This window comes from Flavobacterium arundinis (assembly GCF_038289855.1).
Classification (GTDB): Bacteria; Bacteroidota; Bacteroidia; order Flavobacteriales; family Flavobacteriaceae; genus Flavobacterium; species Flavobacterium arundinis.
Map to the genome: position 1 here is coordinate 367,306 of NZ_JBBYHR010000002.1, position 16,836 is coordinate 384,141.

General features: G+C 43.6%; 16 protein-coding genes. 3 read left to right on the forward strand and 13 right to left on the reverse strand.

All coding sequences use genetic code 11. The features are described 5' to 3' along the window. Window positions 1–180: 180 nt before the first annotated feature. A complete protein-coding gene (locus tag AAEO56_RS04750; protein WP_341695879.1) occupies window positions 181–1,716 on the forward strand; it encodes a S1C family serine protease in 1,536 nt (511 codons plus the stop codon). Between the two features lie 101 nt (window positions 1,717–1,817). On the opposite strand, the gene rlmN is transcribed toward AAEO56_RS04750, so the two are convergent. Together rlmN and AAEO56_RS04760 are read right to left on the reverse strand one after the other, a co-directional pair. Next, the gene (gene rlmN / locus AAEO56_RS04755) at window positions 1,818–2,870 is read right to left on the reverse strand and encodes a 23S rRNA (adenine(2503)-C(2))-methyltransferase RlmN (RefSeq protein WP_341695880.1); all 1,053 of its coding nucleotides are present in this window, start codon (window positions 2,868–2,870) and stop codon (window positions 1,818–1,820) included. Window positions 2,871–3,353: 483 nt separating this feature from the next. Next, window positions 3,354–5,615: a T9SS type A sorting domain-containing protein gene (locus AAEO56_RS04760; protein WP_341695881.1), complete on the reverse strand. Its 2,262-nt coding sequence runs from the start codon at window positions 5,613–5,615 to the stop codon at window positions 3,354–3,356. A gap of 120 nt (window positions 5,616–5,735) precedes the next feature. Here AAEO56_RS04760 and AAEO56_RS04765 point away from each other — a divergent pair, with 120 nt between their 5' ends. Further along, on the forward strand, window positions 5,736–6,377 hold the full coding sequence (locus tag AAEO56_RS04765) for an O-methyltransferase (RefSeq protein ID WP_341695882.1): 642 nt from the start codon (window positions 5,736–5,738) through the stop codon (window positions 6,375–6,377). Here AAEO56_RS04765 and AAEO56_RS04770 read toward each other — a convergent pair. From AAEO56_RS04770 to AAEO56_RS04820, 11 genes are all read right to left on the reverse strand, one after another. Beyond that, window positions 6,336–6,947 (reverse strand): phosphatase PAP2 family protein, encoded by a 612-nt coding sequence (locus AAEO56_RS04770; RefSeq protein ID WP_341695883.1) that lies wholly within the window; start codon window positions 6,945–6,947, stop codon window positions 6,336–6,338. The genes AAEO56_RS04765 and AAEO56_RS04770 overlap by 42 nt on opposite strands. A 1-nt stretch (window position 6,948) precedes the next feature. Then, the gene (locus AAEO56_RS04775; protein WP_341695884.1) at window positions 6,949–7,242 is read right to left on the reverse strand and encodes a Sec-independent protein translocase subunit TatA/TatB; all 294 of its coding nucleotides are present in this window, start codon (window positions 7,240–7,242) and stop codon (window positions 6,949–6,951) included. 77 nt (window positions 7,243–7,319) lie between these two features. Continuing rightward, on the reverse strand, window positions 7,320–8,327 hold the full coding sequence (locus AAEO56_RS04780; protein ID WP_341695885.1) for a T9SS type A sorting domain-containing protein: 1,008 nt from the start codon (window positions 8,325–8,327) through the stop codon (window positions 7,320–7,322). Between the two features lie 233 nt (window positions 8,328–8,560). Continuing rightward, window positions 8,561–10,816 (reverse strand): M1 family metallopeptidase, encoded by a 2,256-nt coding sequence (locus AAEO56_RS04785; RefSeq protein ID WP_341695886.1) that lies wholly within the window; start codon window positions 10,814–10,816, stop codon window positions 8,561–8,563. Window positions 10,817–10,828: 12 nt separating this feature from the next. Continuing rightward, window positions 10,829–11,332 carry a DUF6702 family protein gene (locus AAEO56_RS04790; protein WP_341695887.1) on the reverse strand — a complete coding sequence of 168 codons (504 nt, stop codon included), beginning with the start codon at window positions 11,330–11,332 and terminating at the stop codon, window positions 10,829–10,831. Between the two features lie 244 nt (window positions 11,333–11,576). Further along, the gene (locus AAEO56_RS04795) at window positions 11,577–12,359 is read right to left on the reverse strand and encodes a carboxypeptidase-like regulatory domain-containing protein (RefSeq protein WP_341695888.1); all 783 of its coding nucleotides are present in this window, start codon (window positions 12,357–12,359) and stop codon (window positions 11,577–11,579) included. Further along, window positions 12,349–13,089, reverse strand: a complete 741-nt coding sequence (locus tag AAEO56_RS04800) for a hypothetical protein (RefSeq protein ID WP_341695889.1) — start codon at window positions 13,087–13,089, stop codon at window positions 12,349–12,351. The genes AAEO56_RS04795 and AAEO56_RS04800 overlap by 11 nt, the downstream gene beginning before the upstream one ends. Continuing rightward, window positions 13,079–13,828, reverse strand: a complete 750-nt coding sequence (locus AAEO56_RS04805) for a hypothetical protein (protein WP_341695890.1) — start codon at window positions 13,826–13,828, stop codon at window positions 13,079–13,081. Before AAEO56_RS04805 ends, AAEO56_RS04800 begins: the two co-directional genes overlap by 11 nt. Further along, window positions 13,818–14,570: a hypothetical protein gene (locus tag AAEO56_RS04810; protein ID WP_341695891.1), complete on the reverse strand. Its 753-nt coding sequence runs from the start codon at window positions 14,568–14,570 to the stop codon at window positions 13,818–13,820. The genes AAEO56_RS04805 and AAEO56_RS04810 overlap by 11 nt, the downstream gene beginning before the upstream one ends. Next, window positions 14,560–15,270: a hypothetical protein gene (locus tag AAEO56_RS04815; RefSeq protein WP_341695892.1), complete on the reverse strand. Its 711-nt coding sequence runs from the start codon at window positions 15,268–15,270 to the stop codon at window positions 14,560–14,562. The genes AAEO56_RS04810 and AAEO56_RS04815 overlap by 11 nt, the downstream gene beginning before the upstream one ends. Further along, window positions 15,260–15,988 (reverse strand): hypothetical protein, encoded by a 729-nt coding sequence (locus tag AAEO56_RS04820; RefSeq protein WP_341695893.1) that lies wholly within the window; start codon window positions 15,986–15,988, stop codon window positions 15,260–15,262. The genes AAEO56_RS04815 and AAEO56_RS04820 overlap by 11 nt, the downstream gene beginning before the upstream one ends. A gap of 113 nt (window positions 15,989–16,101) precedes the next feature. On the opposite strand from AAEO56_RS04820, the gene pepE reads away from it, so the two are divergent. Continuing rightward, the gene (gene pepE / locus AAEO56_RS04825) at window positions 16,102–16,809 is read left to right on the forward strand and encodes a dipeptidase PepE (protein ID WP_341695894.1); all 708 of its coding nucleotides are present in this window, start codon (window positions 16,102–16,104) and stop codon (window positions 16,807–16,809) included. The last annotated feature ends 27 nt before the right edge of the window (window positions 16,810–16,836 follow it).

The following is a 16,836-nucleotide window of genomic DNA, read 5'->3' on the forward strand; positions in this document are numbered from 1 at the left end:
ATCGTAGTTAGCTAAAGTATATCATAATCCTGAAAAATTATTGTACTTTAAGAAATTATAAACAACTGACTACCAATGATTTGTTTGTAAGTCAGAAAAAATATGAAAAATATGAAAAAATAATTTCAAAATTCACTGATATTTTTATCTTTACTGCTTTAACAAAACCCTAACATTTTTATGAAAAAAAATCTTACTAAAATTTTATTTTTTGTGCTTGTCCCGCTGCTTTTTACCAACTGTGCTTCTATTCTGAACTCAAAGATGCAAAAGGTAACAATAGTGACAGGCTCTAACGACTCAAAAGTATATGTAGACGACGTACTTGCCGGAACTGGAAAAAATGTTGTCGCGAAAATGAAACGCGACGCTATAATGAAGCAGGTGCGCATAGAGCGGGATGGCTATAAGCCGATATACAAAATCCATTATCAGGACAGAAAATCAGCATTGTATATAATGTCATGGGTACCATTTGGAGTATTACTATACCCACCTTTTATGGACTATGGACCAAAAGCTTTCAACTATCCGAAAGAGGTAACCACGTCTAAGGACGATATGTTAGCTATTGCTCCCCGTACCACTGAGCAGAAATATGTTTATCTTAAAAATACTGCTTTCGATGTTAAGAAAGAAGATATCAAGTATACACAGATAAAGCACAGGCAGCTCAAGAAAAAGAAAAACAAGTTTAAAGATAAGGGTACTGCTGAAGAAGACATCAAATTTGACAATTCCATCTTTACAGATGCGGTAAATGATATCCTGAAAAAGAATAATTATATAGATACGACGAACACCATCTTCAAAAGTAACACTAACACATTATATATCAGCGCGAAGATTAAAAAAGTTGAATTTGACAACGTGTACACTATCGCTTCCAAAAGATATATGAATTTCCTCATGACAAAACTGGACATTGAGTGGGAAATATTTGATTTGTACAACCAGTCGAAATTTAAAAAAACGATGAGTGGCACTTCAGGCGAATTTGCATGGAGCGCTAAAGGAGAAGTAGTAAGAAACAGTGTTGAAGATGCAATCAATGAGTCGTTTTTTACATTCCTTGCCACCAAAGATGTTGTTAAGCTGCTCGAACAGGGAGAAAGCAAGGAGATAAAACTGGAAGATCTAAGACTGAACCGCCCTGCTGTGGTATCGAACCTTGAAGATGCAATGGATGCCACTGTTACCATCAAAACAAAAGACGGTCACGGTAGTGGATGCTTTATTACCAATGATGGTTATATCATAACAAACTTCCACGTGGTTTCGGCCAATGACAAGCTTACAGTAATTACAAAAGAAGGAAAAGAATATAATGCCAAGCTTGTTCGTAAAAACGAATATTCGGACCTTGCCCTTTTGAAGATAGATGCCGTTGTAGCGCATGCGTTTATCCTCCCAACTGTGAAAAACTATAGGGTTGGTGATGAAATATTCGCTATCGGTACGCCAAAATCCATTGAGCTTGGACAATCGTTGAGCAAAGGTATCATTTCAGGTTTCAGGACATATGAAAAAAACAACATGATACAGACTGATGCCAGTGTAAATGGGGGTAACAGCGGCGGTGCACTTGTGAACAAGAATGGCGAATTTATAGGTGTAGTAAATGCTAAAGTTTTCGGTATTGGTGTAGAAGGCCTCGGTTTTTCGATCCCTGCTGAAACAATCTTTAAAGATCTTTCCCTCAATTACGCAAATTAGTTGAGTTCCTTATAAAAAGAGGCTGCCTGAAGATCGGGCAGCCTCTTTTGTTTTTACAGTGTATCGTCCAGAAATAAGTCCACTAAAAATAATGCCTCCGCTTACGAGGCAGCTTCATTCTTATTAGCCAATTGCCCGCAGGCAGCATCAATGTCTTTTCCGCGGCTGCGGCGTACTTTTACCACAATACCATCGCGTTCCAATCCTTTTATGTAGGCTTCAATTGCTTCGGGGTCGGCCTGCTGGAACTCGCCGTCATCAATAGGGTTGTATTCAATCAGGTTTACTTTACAAGGTACGTAACGGCAAAATCTAACCAAAGCGTCGATGTCTTCTTTCCTGTCGTTGATACCTTTCCAAACGACATACTCATAGGTAACGCGGCTCTTGGTCTTGCTGTACCAATATTCTAATGATTCCTTAAGGTCTTTAAGCGGGAAATTTGCACTGAAAGGCATGATCTTCGAGCGTATCTCATCGATTGCCGAGTGCAGTGATACTGCCAGCTTGAATCGTACCTCGTCGTCGGCAAGCTTTTTTATCATTTTGGGTAAACCTGAAGTAGAAACGGTAATGCGCTTTGGCGACATTCCCAACCCTTCGGGAGAAGTGATCTTTTCTATAGCCTTCAGCACATTGTTATAGTTCATGAGCGGCTCGCCCATGCCCATAAAAACGATATTAGACAATGGCCTGTTGTGGTACAGGCGGCTTTCGCTGTCTATAGCGGCAACCTGGTCGTATATTTCGTCCGGGTTGAGGTTACGCATGCGCTTAAGCCTTGCGGTTGCGCAAAAATTACAGTCAAGGCTGCACCCTACCTGACTTGATACACAGGCGGTAGTCCGGGTTTTTGTGGGTATTAGTACTGACTCTACAACCAGCCCATCGTGTAGGCGGACAGCATTTTTTACCGTACCGTCGCTGCTTTGCTGCATCTCGTCCACATGTATGTGGTTGATGACAAAGTTATCCTCAAGCATCTGCCGCGTAGGCTTGGCAACATTGGTCATATCGTCAAAATTGTGGGCACGTTTGCTCCACAGCCATTCGTATACCTGGTTGCCCCGGAATGCCTTATCCCCATTTGCCACAAAAAAATCGCGAAGCTGTTCTTTTGTAAGCGCCCTTATGTCTTTCTTTTCCGTTTGCATGGTGCAAAGGTAGTAACTATTTGCGAATATTGAAATTGTGGAGAAGATGGAACACGGATGAAGCGGATTTTCACGGATTTTCATAACCGAAAAGAGGCTGTCCGAAATTATTTCGAACAACCTCTTTTTATTAGTAACACACCCCTAACCCCTCTCAAGACTATCGTGTGGACACAAATCTAAATTTGCATTTTCTACATCTTTGCGTCTTTTTGTGGAAATGATTATCACGCAAAGGCGCAAAGCCGCCAAGACTCAGGCCGGAATCATAATACTTCAAACCGCAAAGCATTACGATGCAATGTTTTCACGTACACAACCTTGCGTCTTTGCGACTTTGCGCGACCTTTTCTAACCTAAGGCCTTACAACCAACACTTCAAAGCAGGTGCTTTTAAATAGCACTAAAAAGATGTGTATACACGATAGCTCTCAAGAGGGGAACAGCTACACTCCTGCCGCATAGCCCGGGCTACCTCAAAATTTATTTTTTCGCCAGTTTGTAATTGGCCTGTTTTCCTGATACGTCAGACAGTTTGAGAATATATACACCGTTTGCTGCCGATGAAATATCCAGCATACCTGAGCCAGAAGCCAATTCTCCAGCCCTAACCTGCTGTCCAAGCACATTGTACAATTCATATTTTAGTGATGAAGCGCTACCGATGATATTGAAAATCCCATTAGAAGGGTTAGGATATACCTTAACTGTTGCGCTAAGTGAATTTTCGCCCGTGCCTGTAGTGTCCTGAAGCCTGAAGCTTATAGATTCTGAGTTACCGAATGAGCCTCCCTCGGCTATAACCGTGCCGCCTGCTGTAGTAAGCGTATATTGCCCGGGACCATAAGCACAGCAGATCCCATCGCCTTCTGTATCAAAGATCGTAAAGGTATAGCATCCCTCTTCTGTAAGACTGAATGTTTCGCTATAATTCTGGAATGCATTGTAGTTATCGCCGTTGTATAAAATATCGCCTGCCTCATTCCTGAGTTCCCATGAAGTTTCGTCCGAATAGGAATCAGTAAACAGATCGAAAGTAATATTGGTAATATCAAATACCCTTGCCACAAACGTTGACGATACCGTGTTGTTTGCCGTATCATCATCAGTCCCGCCATTTGGGAGCGTGAGGTTTATATTGAGTACATTTTCGCCCGATGCGCCATTAAATTGCGGCAATTCGATATCTGTAGCCTGGTTGCCGGCAAGGTTGCCTGTCCAGTTGTATACAGCAGGCGTACCACCGTTCAGCGTATAATTGATCTGCGCCGATACCAGTGGCTGCGTACCCATGTTGATCAGCTTTACAACCGGTGAAATAGTAGCACTGCATTCCTGCAGGCCTATTTCCGAGAGGATTATTTTGGCATTCAGCGCAAGTGTTTCCTGTGCAGGATAAGTATCTACAGTAGTAGCGCCGGTATTTGCAGGGTCGAGCCATTCTTTTAGCCTCGTATCAGCGGTGGAACCGGCATCCCATGATACAGCAAAACGCCCGAAGGCATCAAATAAGCCATTGTTTTGTGTTCCGTTGCAGTCAGCCAGGCCGTAGAATAACTGGCCAATTATACGCCCTTCATTATTAAATAACGGCGAACCTGATGAGCCACCTTCCGTTACGCCCATATCCCAACTGCCGATAACCCAAAGGCTAACGCCATCGCCATCAACCTGAGGTGAAGGCGCATCGAAATCGCGGCATGTTTTCATGATATCGCCCGCAGGGTGATGAATACCAAAAGTAGAAGCAGGTGTGGTATCCGTACGGTCCCATCCTGCCCAGACCAAATCCCATGCTGAAGGCAGGGTTGCCGTAATCCGCACAAGACAGAAATCACTTTCACCACGTCTGGCCTTTAATGTGGCGCCACTTGCGGTCTGGTAAAAATTTGGTGCATTGGTAGTGCTTGCTTCGGTACCGGAACAAACCGGGTTAGGGCTTATCCAATTGAAGCGGAAGGACCACTCCGAAGGGTTGTCGTAGCAGTGATTGGCGGTAAGTAAATAAGGCGTGCCGTCATTACTGGTATTGTTTACAAGAGCACCGGAACAAAAGCTGTCCCCACCGGTAATTAAGAGCGCCACGGCTTTCTTATTAATATCTTTAAGCCCATCTATATCACCCATGTAGCACTCCACATCATAGTTGCAGTCGCCGGAGTTGTTGAGGCTGTCATCCACGGCTTTCATCATACCATCCGAAGTACGGTAACCGTGCACCACCTTGAATATTTCGAGTTTTCCCTGTCCTGCAACGGCGAGCGGCTCATAATATTCGATCCAGATATCTTCGCCTTTTACAAGCCATGTACCCAGTACCCTTTGATCATTGTTCTGGGATTCATCATAGGCACCCAACAGGTCGGTGTGGTCATTATTATAAAGGTATACCTTAGCCCCTTTCGGCATGTAAAAATCGGTGAAAAGGAAGTTCAGGGTTTTTGCGCCTTTCGACATGTAGCGTATCCTCCAAATCCTGTCGCCATTCGGCAGCGTATGCCAGCTCCCGCTATTTTGCAGGTTATGGTCTACAAAGAACTCCGTTCCGAAACGCCACGGGATATCTTTCCTGTTCTCGTTGGCCTTGTCTTCGGACTCCAGGGCTTTCAGGTCGAACTTCGGCATGGTGACCGGCGCCAGGTTTTCAAGATGGAGTTTCCAGCTTGCAGGCTTACCTTCGTTAGTCACCTGGCTGTAGCCAATGCTTACGAGCAGCATCAGCAAAAAAGTAAATTTAAGTTTCATTCGTTTAGGTTTAGGGTCGTAAAAATAACGCATTTTGTAATATTGCTTATTACTGTTTAAAAATATTCCATAGAATTTAAGAACTGTTTTGCATTTATTACTTTTACCAAAAAAATTACCATGCATTTCATATCCGAAGAACTGGAAGATTACGCAGCATCCCATAGCGAAAATGAGCCTCCACTGCTGACTGCGCTAAATCGCGAAACCCACCAGAAAATACTACAGCCACGTATGCTCAGCGGGCATTTCCAGGGAAGGGTGTTAAGCATGATAGCAAAACTCGTATCTCCGCAGCATATCCTCGAAATAGGTACGTATACCGGCTATGCCACTCTTTGCCTTGCAGAAGGGCTGCAGGAAAACGGCACGCTTGATACCATTGACAACAATGAGGAATTGTATGATTTTCAGGGAAAATATTTCGGGATGTCAGATTGGAAAGACAGAATAACACAGCATTTGGGCAACGCACTGGAAATCATCCCTAAGCTCAATAAAAAGTTCGACCTTGTTTTTATCGATGCTGATAAGGAGAATTACATCAATTACTTCAAAATGATCGTGCCGATGATGCGCAAGGGCGGGATTATATTATCTGATAATGTATTGTGGAGCGGAAAGGTTTTGGAAAAGGTAAAACCCAACGATAAAAGCACCAATGTATTACTGGAATACAACCGGCTGCTAAAAGATGACCCGCGTGTAGAAACGGTTTTGTTACCCATTCGTGACGGGCTCACTGTTAGTCGGGTGATCTAATTTTTCATGCTCAGGGAAGAAACGGTCACGAAGGTACACATACAACTTTAGTACCAGCCATCCTGTAAACAGGCCAAACAAGTATCCCATCAATATATCTCCGGGATAATGGAGCCCCAGATAAATGCGGCTATAGGCAAAAATGAGCGGCCAAAGGAAGAAAAAGCCCATGTATTTTATATACGGGTGCAGCACCCTGTATAAAAAGAAAGCGACTGCCATAGAGTTAGAAGCGTGCCCTGATATAAAGCTGAATGATCCCCTGCGCTGTATCGCCCTTATAAGTCCTTCAAGTTCCGGATTGTTACCGGGGCGAAGACGCTGTATGCTATTTTTTATAAGATTGGTAGTCTGGTCGGTAAGCAACAGCAATAGTGTAATCATGCCTACAACCAACAGTGCGTGACGCCAGCCGAGCCTTTTGAATGCAAGATAAAGTATGATTGCAAAAACCGGGATCCAGCTTACCTGTTTTGTTATGACTTCCCAAAACGGGTCGAAAGTCTCTGACCCCAGTGAATTGAGGTAGATAAATACATCCCTGTCGAGCTGCTGCAAATATTCAAGCATATTACCTGATGCGTTTTATAGGACCCGAGGTATCTTCGATATGTTCTTTCATTTTTTCGATCTCGCCCGTTATATCTTTCGACACATCTTCAGAGCCTATTTCGGTAAATGTCTTTTTAATATCTTCTATTCCGGCGCTATTATGTATTTCGCTTTTTATGTCGTTGGTAGCATTCTTCAGCTGCTGCATCCCTTTTCCAAGTGTGCGCGCTATCTCGGGTATCTTATCCGACCCAAAAAGCATAAGCACCACTATTATTATCAGGAAAAATTCCCCTCCGCCTATTCCAAACATGACTATGTGTATTTATTAAACAAAGTTACGTAAAGTTACATCGAAAGGGATTGCCGATATAACAATTTTAACTAGGATTATTGCTTAACCATTTTAAGCACCGCACTGCCGCTCTGACTGCTTACAAGTACCTGATATATTCCTGCAGGAAGCTGGCTTACCTGAATATCATTCGTTTTACCATTTGCTATTACCCTTCCGGCCGTATCAATTATCCTTACTGAATCAATCTCGTCATTACCTTCAAAATGTAGTACGTCTTTAACAGGATTAGGGGCTATAACAATTTTGGCAAGCGCCTTGTGATCTGCAACTCCATTAGTCGCCTGATCGTATACTTCAAGTGTGCTTTGTGTCTGGTCTATACCTGCTGATGTAACCACTATATGTGTGGTTATGCTCCTCAATACGGGCCCAGCCACAAGGTCTGCGCTATAATAGCTGTATATGGTTTGGTCAAGCGTACCTACAGGAATGCCCATGTATTTCAGGGTAAGGAATTGATCGGTCCTTAGCCTGGTTACATTTTTAGTATCTGTAAAACCCTGGTTTACGGTAAGGGTTCCATAAGCATCTACTGAGCTGCCTGCATTTCCTGAAAAAGTGCCCTGAATGCCATTCCCTTCAAAAGTCCCGGAAACCGAACCCCATACCTGCTCGTTTGCAGACATTGGAAAATTCCCTATCAGTCCGCCAGCGGTATAGGTTAGTGTTATCTGTGATGTTTTAGCCCCCCTGATGTTAGTGCCCTGGCCTGTATCAGAAAGGTAGTAATATGTGGGGTTGCCACCTTCCGTATTGGTTTCGACCACCATTGTAGTCCCGGGATAGTTGGCAAGATCAGTACTTGTTGGCGCCTTCACCGATGTCGCCGTATTTGTTACCACAGCCAGATTGTCAAAATTCCATACCATATTAGCGCCCATAGCGCTTTGGTCGATCGGAGTAGAAGAATTTACCAGCAAATAATGTGTGATGTTATCATCTTCGGGAATAACAGACGCACTGTAAAATGCCTGAATAGGCGCCTGGGCAAAGTTGCTTAAGGATAACAGCAATGCTGCGGATAGTAGTATTTTTTTCATAGGTTGGTTTTTTTCAAAGGTAGGAATTTATCCTAATTATCCCAAGCACTTAAAATACTGGTTTAAAGCAAATGCACCATGTGCATTTTAAGAAAGTTTAGCCACGAATTACACTAATTTCCACAAATTTTATTCTCTTACCGCTAATTTTAATGGCCCGGTAAATTAATCTTTTGAATAATTTGTGTAATTCGTGGCTGGTTTTTTTTAAATGCCCTTACCCTGAACACAGTTTACTTTTTATTTTCGAGTGTATCGAATTTGTCTTTTACCGCTTCTTTTGGCCACACGTTATTGGTTACGTCAATGTCGGCGGTAAGCAGTTTCGGATCGAGTGTTATTTTTTTAACCGGCTTGTCGGTTGCAAATACCCTTGATGCCGTTTGGTTGTTTTTCCTCCATATCTGTACCGGGAAATTGTAGCTTTCAACTGTGCCGTCTTCAAATGCAAGCTCTACCAGTATTGGCATCAGCATGCCGCCCGGCTTGTCAAACGTAACTTCATAAAAATATTTAGGCGCTTTTAGCTTTGCCCTGTCTTCTGCCGAAAATTTCTCCTTAAGGTAGTCGTTCAGCAGTTTTACATCTTTGGCATCCATAGCCTTTTTTTGCTGTTTGTCAAGATCAGCTTCTGCTACCATATAAACAAACGGGCCAGCCTCTTCGCCAAAACGGCCTTTTTTTATTTTGTATTCCTTCATAGCGGCAGGCTGTGTTTCGGTTACATAGTACTGCTTTACTTCCTGAATACCCATATCTACATAGTCGGTAGTGTAGAACCATCCCCTCCAGAACCAGTCAAGGTCTACCGCCGAGGCATCTTCCATTGTGCGGAAAAAATCTTCCGGTGTAGGATGCTTAAATTTCCAGCGGTTTGCATAGGTTTTAAAAGCATGGTCGAACAGTTCTTTTCCCATAACCACTTCGCGCAGCATGTTCAGCCCCGTACAAGGCTTGCCATAGGCGTTGGAGCCAAACTGGTGTATGGATTCAGAGTTGGTCATAATCGGCTCTAAAAAGCTTTGGTCGCCACTCATGTAAGGCACAATATTCGCTGCCGGACCGCGGTTAGACGGATAATTCGGCATGTACTCCTGCTCGGTGAGATATTGCATAAAAGTATTAAGGCCTTCATCCATCCACGTCCACTGCCTTTCATCAGAATTTACGATCATCGGAAAAAAGTTATGCCCTACTTCGTGTATAATTACACCGATGTTTCCATATTTTATCCTGTCGGATACATAGCCCTTCTCGTCTGGTCGGCCATAGTTCCAGCAGATCATTGGGTACTCCATGCCCTGGTCCTCAGCAGATACCGAAATCGCTTTTGGGTACGGGTAATCGAATGTATATTTGGAATAGGTTTTTAGCGTATGAGCCACTACCCTTGTTGAGGTTTCGCCCCACATAGGGTTGGCTTCCTTTGGATAAAGTGAATGTGCCATAACAGTCTTACCGTCAAGCTGTACCGCCATACCATCATAAATGAATTTACGTGAAGAGGAGAAACCGAAGTCCCTCACATTCTTTGCATTGAAACGCCATATTTTCTTTTTATCCGAAAAGCCTTTCTCGGCTTTCTCAGCTTCTGCCTGGGTTACGATAACCACCGGCTTATCGAACGACTTTGTAGCCTGCTCATAGCGTTTCAGCTGCTCGGCTGTAAGCACTTCGGCACGGTTCATCAGGTCGCCGGTACCGTCGATGATATGGTCGGCAGGGACAGTGATGTTCACCTCATAATTCCCAAAGGTCAGGGCAAATTCGCCTGCTCCCCAAAACTGCATATTCTGCCATCCTTCCACATCATTATACACGGCCATACGCGGGTAGAACTGCGCTATTACATACAGGTTATTATTGTCTTTATCAAAATGCTCATAGCCGGAACGTCCGCCAACAACACGGTAATTATTGATGTTGTACCACCACTTGATAGAGAACGAAATGGTCTCGCCTTTTTTCAAAGGCGTAGGCAAGTCAATGCGCATCATGGTCTGGTTGATGGTGTATTTCATGGGCTTGCCATTGGCATCCTGAACATACTCTATACGGAAACCTCCATCAAAGGCATCTTCCATATAACGGCGCGAAAAAGCATCTGCCTTATAGGCCGGATCCATTTTCTGGCTTTCTATCAGCTTTGATTTGGAATCCTTCGCGTTCTGGTTCTGGTCGAGTTGAACCCATAGGTAATCAAGGCTCTCCGGCGCATTGTTATGGTAAGTAATGGTCTCTTTACCGTAAAGTTTTGTGTTCTTATCGTCGACCTCAATATCCATCTTATAATCGGCCTGTTGCTGGTAGTAGGCAGGGCCAGGCGCTCCCGATGCCGTCCTGAACATGTTTGGCGTGGCCAGAAGGTCGTACATCTGGCTCATTTTATTGTTATCAGTATGGCCGCCTTCACGCTTTTGTGCCGGCTTATCCTGTGCAGACATAGTAACCGATGCGGCAAGGGATAATAAACAGATCGCTTTTTTCATAAAATGGTAGTATTAAAACTCAAGTGAACCCGAAGGTTCATCATTAGTCAGCAACAGGCTTTTTTTGTTACTGTTTATTTTGGTGTTTATAATGTTTTGCTGTTCTGGATAGGCATCAAAGAGTATAGTGTTGCTTACCTCAACCGACTTTATTTTCGAATCGGCAGGTATGGTGTAATAGCATATCAGGATATCATTTTCGATTTCCTTTCCCATGTATTTTATGGCTTTTGATTTGCCGTTGACCTTTATTTTTACGTTTTCGGTAAAGTATTTAGTAAGGTATTCTTCCGTTTCCGGCAGTTCCCGCTTTTCGCCCAGATAAAATTTCCGGTTGTATTTTTTCGTGAACGCCGCTTCAAGGTCATCAATGAATACGCGTGATGTCATTTGCAATACTTTCTTTTTCGGGGAAAATTCTATCAGGAATACTGCAACATAATATTTATGCGCGGCGGCAGCGCTCAGCATAATTGCAAGCAAAGCCAACAGAATGTACCGGGATATTCCTTTCATTTTCCAAAAGTAATAAACTTAACTATTTTATAATGCTTTTTTCAGATATTCGATATTGAATATTGATGAAAGCTATAGATTGCCTTAATTCAGTAATGAATAGTGGGATAAAGCTATAACACAGAGACATACAGAGGAGCATAGAGATTCACTGAGCTTATTTAGAATAACACCTTTGGTGTGAGTCCACAGAGTGCGACAGCTGATATCGCCATTCCCTGTGAACCCACGAGGCATAAAGCAATCATTTCTTATCCAACTTAAGGTACTCTATACTCTTAGCTACAAGGTAATCAGTCAGTTCAAATTCTTTGTCGGGAGGAAGAAGTTTTGCTGCATCTTTGGTATCGCAAAAATTAATAAACAGCTCGATTTCGTCACGGGGAATTTTAATCGTCTCTGTAAAAAAGTGGTAGGTAAACCTTTCCTTTACCGATTCCCTGAAAGATTTTGCAGCAACTTTATAAATCTCCGCTTTGTCTTTCTTTTTGCGCTTTTTAAACATTTCAAATATCTTGATGAAGTCGATCCCTTTGAGTACACTTTCATTCGGGTAGCGCTTTTCATTTAGTGGTGACTGGGGTTTGTAGGGCGCTGTCATTACAAGCTGTTTCGAATCGAGGGACGAAGTGACCTGCATGGTTTTGGTTTTCTTACTATCTGCCGCCAGATCCCCCAGCAGTACTGTTGGCCTGATGACAACCTCGTCGAGCATCGTGACATTCAAATCCAGCTTAATAACCAGCTGCTTTCCTGTAAAATGTTCCTTGCTCAGCACCATTTGTATGGAATGGAACGTTATACTCGAAAATAACAGTGTGTCCGTTGGCCTTGCGTAGATTGTAAAATTCCCGTCATTGTCGGTTACGGCGCCAATATTCGATGAGAGGTTGTTTACCGAAATATTATCGGTTTTCAGCGAGTCCGCAACCACTTTACCATACAATACCTGCCGCGGCTCCTTTTGGGCGAAAGCCATAAATGGAAGCAAAAGTAAAAGAGTAAAACAAAGTAATTTATTTCGCATCCGGGTTCAGTTTTAGGAATTCAGCGCTTTGGGTTTTGAGGAATTCGATGAGTTCCATGCCATAATTTTCCTGCAGCAGTTTCCGATCGGCCCTGTCATCGCAAAAAGCGAGAAAAGCGCCAATAAGGCTCACCCTTAGTTTCAGGGTTTCCGTAAAGAATTCTTCCGGATAGGAGTCCTTCACGATCTCAGAGAAACGGCGTTGCGATTTTACGGACTGCGTGTATTCTGTAGCGCGTTTGGGCTTCTTCGGCTTTTTGAAGAGCATGGATACTCCCGCAATCCAGTTGGCACCGATATTAGAATTGGTAAGGACATCCTTGTTGATCTCGGCTGCATTAAACCAGGTGTTTATCTGTGGTGTCTTTATTTTTTTGCTGTCGACAGCCAGATTACCGGTAAGGCCTGTAACGACTACTTCGTTGAGCATCGTCGCGGCAGGTTCCAACCTGACCACTAATGCTTCTTCTGCAAAATCTGAAGGTTTCAGGACAATTATAAGCGGTTTGAAGATGTCCCCCTGAAAGGTAAGTACATCCTTTACTTTTGCTTCAATTGTAAAACTGCCATTGCTGCCGGTTACCGTACTTATATTCGTAGTGGTATTGGTAACAGTAACGTTTTCTACCTTCAACTCATCGGTGATCACTATACCGCGCAACTGTTTTTCCTGTGCTTCTATTGCGAACGGGAACAAAACGAACAATATTGCAACAAGTTTATTTAGCATCTATAAGTTTAAGGTATTTTTTTGCCAGACCGGCCATAAGGAATTTTGCCTGGTCATTATTATTCGCCTTAAGTGCGGCGGCAAAATCCCTGTCTTCCACGATATAAAATATAAAACCGTTTACGTATTCTACAGGTATATGGAATTCGTTGATGATAGTCTCTTCGTTGCAGATATTATTGATCTTTTCCATCAGCATTTCTTTCCTTTCGGTTGCCAATGCGCCTTTCAGCATTTTGGTACGTCCATTGATGGCGTTGATAATAGGGTCGATGGGCATACCGCCTGCAATAATGCCGAGGAGCATAATCGGCTTAAAGTCACCAGCGGTCTTCAGCCTCCGCTCGGCAACGGTGTACTGCTTCTGCCCTTTTGGGACAATACCCAATGCTTCGGAGTTTATATTTTTGTATTTATCAATGGCAACTTCCTCAAGTTCGTAGGCTTTGTAGTTAACACTTACCCTATAGGGCGTCTCTTTGAATGTATTTGCAGTAACGGCAAATTCCCTCACTTCTGTTTTATCGCTGTATACGGCAAGGGCATCGCCAATTTTCGCCATAATGCTGAAGCTGCCCTGGCTGTCGGTTTTGGTCTCCTCCCCTGTTTTATTGTTTATAACAAAAATACCGCCACCTGCAGCATCCCCAATAGTAACATTACCCTTGAGCAATTGCCGGTTTTGGGCGAATATGGTGGCCGTAAAAAGAAGCAGCAGGTATAGCAGCCTATTTTCCATTTTTCACCATTTCAACATACTTCAATACCATGTCCGGCATAAGGGATTCTATGACATCGGTTTTAATTTCGGTGATGGCCTGTGCCATTTTTTTGTCTTCTATGCAATAGTAACTGAACCCGTCAACATTTTCCTTTGGGATACCAAATTCAACAATAAGCGTTTCGTCGCTATAGATCGTCTTAAATTTTGAAATCAGCCTTTCCCTGCGCTCCATTTCTACAGCTCTTTTCAATGCTTTTCTTTTTCCTGTAAAAATGTTGATGATGCCATCGCCATTGATTGCCATACCCTGCACAGTAGGATCGTTAAATTTAGGCCCTATCCTTGCGCCTGTAACTGCTTTACGCTCTGCCGGGGTATTGGCTGCGAGCCGCCCTTTTTGCCCGAGCGCATACGGGTCGTCTTTATTTGTTTCGTCAATAACCACCTCGTTAAGCTCGGTAGCCTTATATTCTACACTCACGGCATAAGGCATGTTCCTGAAAGAATCTTCGGTGATCACAAATTCCCTTGTCTCGGTCTTATCGCTATACACCGCAAGCTTATCGCCCGGTTTGGCAGCGATAATGAAATTCCCCTGGCTGTCGGTTTTGGTCTCATCACCGGTCTTGTTATTAATAACAAACACTCCAACTAACGTTACTCCTCCCGATTTAACGTTGCCACGCAATGATTTTCGCCCCTGAGGGAATGCCACGGTACAAACAAGGAGCAACAGACAGATCAGCTTACTTTTCATTTGGGATAAGTTTTAGGTATTTTAGTGATAGCCCCGTCATTAAAAAACGGGCCATCGTATAATTTTTAGTATTTACAGCATTCGCAAATTCCCTGTCTTCGACAATGTAATAAACAAAGCCGCTAACATATTCTTTTGGTATCTTATATTCGGTTATAATATCCTCTTCGGTACATATATTCCCGATCTTCTCCATCAGCATTTCCTTTTTCTCGGTCTCCACGGCGCGCTTGAGCATCTGGGTGCGCCCGCTAAGGGCATTCAGCAATGCATCCACCCCAAAGCCACTTGTCGCTGTAAAAAGCTTCCTTTCGGCGGGAGTATACTGTTTCTGGCCTTTGGGTACAATACCCAGGGATACAGAGTTGATGCTTTTGTCGACCACCACTTCATCCAGCTCATACGCCTGTATGTTCACGCTGATGGTGTATGGGTTTTCCTTAAACGATTGCTCACTAATGGCAAAATCCCTTACTACGGTTCGAGGACTGTAGGCCGTTATCTTATCTCCGGGTTTGGCCTCTATGGTAAAGTTGCCCATGGCATCCGATTTCTTTTCGATGCCGGTAGCCTTGTTGATTATGAAAACATCGCCAATACCGGCATCGTCTACAACTACGCGCCCATTGAGCGTTTTGCGCTCCTGCGAAAAAAGAAGCACCGGTATACAAAGCATTATAATAAAAAGGCTATTTCTCATTGATCAGTTTAAGGTATTTTACCGCCAGTCCTGCGAGCAGGAATTTCGCCATATTATCATCTTTCGCGTTTATGGCTTTCGCAAAATATTTATTTTCTACACTATAAAAGATAAAGCCTTTTACATATTCCTCAGGGATCTTAAACTGTCTGACGATATCCTCTTCACTATAAATATAGTTTATTTTGTCCATTAAAAGCTCTTTCTTCTCCGCTTCCACTGCTTTTTGCAGCATGGCGGTGCGCCCTGAAAACATATTGATGAGGGGGTCGAGCCCCAATGGGTTCATTTTCCATTTCGACGCAGTGGCCAGTTTTTTTTCGGCAGGCGTGTACTGTTTCTGCCCTTTGGGAACCAGCCCCAGCGATTCGGAATTGATATACCTGTAATCTACAATGACCAGCTCATCCAAATTGCGTGTATGTATAGCTAAAGGTACGAAAAGCAGTGTTTCTCCAAAGTCTTTTTCATTAATTATAACATCTTTTGCCTCAAATTGCAGGGCGGAGAATATGAGGGTGTCGTTTGGCTGTGCATTTATGGTAAAATATCCGCCACGTGTGGTCACTACAGAAGTTTCGGCCGTCTTGTTGATGACGTAGATCCCTTCGAGGTCGTCGAAATCGGAGGTTACTTTGCCTTTAACAGGCGTACGGTTTTGGGAAATAGCTGCAAGTGAAAACAGGAGCAGTAAAGAATGAATAAGGAAGTTCTTCAAAATAATTGGTATAGGTGATTGATAAGCGGTTGCCAGAGATAAAGCCGTTACATTTTCAACTCCCACCGCATCAAAATCTTTGTAACTTTACCTTTTCTAAGACTATTTAACGGATGAAAAAACTAATTATTGCAAGCACCTCCACACTTCATGGCGGAAATTACCTCGAATACCTGGCCCCTGCGCTGAAGGAGCATTTCAAAGATTGTGGTTCGCTGCTGTTTATTCCCTATGCGCGACCGGGCGGCATATCCCATGACGACTATACAAAAAGGGTTGCCAATTTTTTTGCCGGGCTGGGCATCAGCGTGAAAGGCGTGCACGAATTTGAAAACCCCGCTGAGGCTGTAGCCAATGCGGAAGCGCTTTTTACGGGCGGGGGAAATACATTCCTGCTGGTATCACAGCTATATAAAACGGGTGTTATGACCGCTATAGAAAATGCCGTGAAAAATGGCACGCCCTACCTTGGCAGCAGCGCCGGGAGCAACATCTGCGGGCTGACAATGCAAACGACCAACGATATGCCGATTGTCTATCCGCCAAGCTTTAAGACACTGGGGCTGGTGCCGTTCAACCTGAACCCGCACTATTTAGACCCGCAGCAGGGGTCGACGCACATGGGGGAAACGCGCGAGACACGTATAAAGGAATTCCATCAGTTCAACACGCCACCGGTATTGGGGCTTCGCGAAGGCAGCTGGCTGGATATAAAAGGGAATACTGTGCTTTTGAAAGGTGACTTACCTGCGCGATTGTTCAGGCAGGGGAAGGAACCGGAAGAGTTGGAGGCGGGAAGTGACCTGTCGTGGTTGAGGTAATTATTTAGCTTTTAATAATCACATAGA